Annotated in this window: 3 protein-coding genes; all 3 read right to left on the bottom strand. The window is 55.2% G+C overall.

The genetic code is table 11. From position 1 onward, the window contains the following. Positions 1–76: 76 nt before the first annotated feature. Positions 77–211 carry a GpE family phage tail protein gene (locus ED901_RS15800; RefSeq protein ID WP_122096480.1) on the bottom strand — a complete coding sequence of 45 codons (135 nt, stop codon included), beginning with the start codon at positions 209–211 and terminating at the stop codon, positions 77–79. A 17-nt stretch (positions 212–228) separates the two neighbouring features. Further along, complete coding sequence (locus tag ED901_RS15805) at positions 229–528, bottom strand: phage tail assembly protein (protein WP_205965110.1); 300 nt, start codon at positions 526–528, stop codon at positions 229–231. Between the two features lie 58 nt (positions 529–586). Beyond that, positions 587–791: phage major tail tube protein (locus tag ED901_RS15810; protein WP_205965111.1), on the bottom strand; the 205-nt coding region annotated here is incomplete at its 5' end.

The raw sequence follows: 791 nt of genomic DNA on the forward strand, positions 1-791 counted from the left end.
TTTACTGGCTTTTTCCACCGAGCGGAAAGGGCGCGACGCCCGATCCACGGCGTTCAGCAGCACCTGCAATCGTAAATTACTCACTTTCAGCTCCGCTACGCAGTAACGCGCGACGCCGCCAGCCGATAATCTCGGTCAGCGACATCGCAAAGAGTTCCGAGGGCTGCCAGTGAAACACCGCCGCAATGTCAGCCATCAGGTCGTCAATCATCAGAGAGGCGGGCAGTTTTACTGTTCCGATTTCGGCGATAAAAAACCGACCACCTTACTCGCCAGCGCGATCAGGTCTGGCAGGCAAAGCGCGTTGCACTCCTGTTTGGTGAGGATCGGTAGCGTGATGCGCGGCAGCACCGTCACCAGCGCGTCAACGTCCGCATTCGACAAGGAGGCAAGGCCGATGCCGCGCAGATGACCGGCGTTTGGCTTGATGATTTCAACCTGGCTAATCACCATCTCGCCACGGGTGATCGGTTCTTCCAGGGTAATGACGTTTTCGTTTTCGATAGCGGTTTCATTAATCTGTTTCATAATATTCTCTTAAATCGTAAGGGATATAGCAGCGCCGCGAACCGGCGCTGCTCAGGGTTTACAGGCCGATGTTTTTACGGTGCTCCGCCAGGCGGTCGGTGCCGTTGACGATTTCCACCATGTTCACGGTGTCCACCTCGATCACGTCCTGCCCGTTGATGCTCAGTTTGAAATAGGTGCACTGGGTGGACACTTTGGTTTCGGTGTCTTCGCCCTGTTTGTACTCGCCAAAATCAATCTCTTTGTGACGCCCGCGCATCACG

The sequence above is a fragment of the Rahnella sp. Larv3_ips genome, assembly GCF_003697865.1.
Taxonomy (GTDB): Bacteria; Pseudomonadota; Gammaproteobacteria; order Enterobacterales; family Enterobacteriaceae; genus Rahnella; species Rahnella rivi.

Bases quoted from the DNA above. Each gene is read 5' to 3' on its own strand.
- ED901_RS15805 (WP_205965110.1), bottom strand. From the start codon at position 528: ATGAAACAGATTAATGAAACCGCTATCGAAAACGAAAACGTCATTACC.
- ED901_RS15800 (WP_122096480.1), bottom strand. From the start codon at position 211: ATGATTGACGACCTGATGGCTGACATTGCGGCGGTGTTTCACTGGCAG.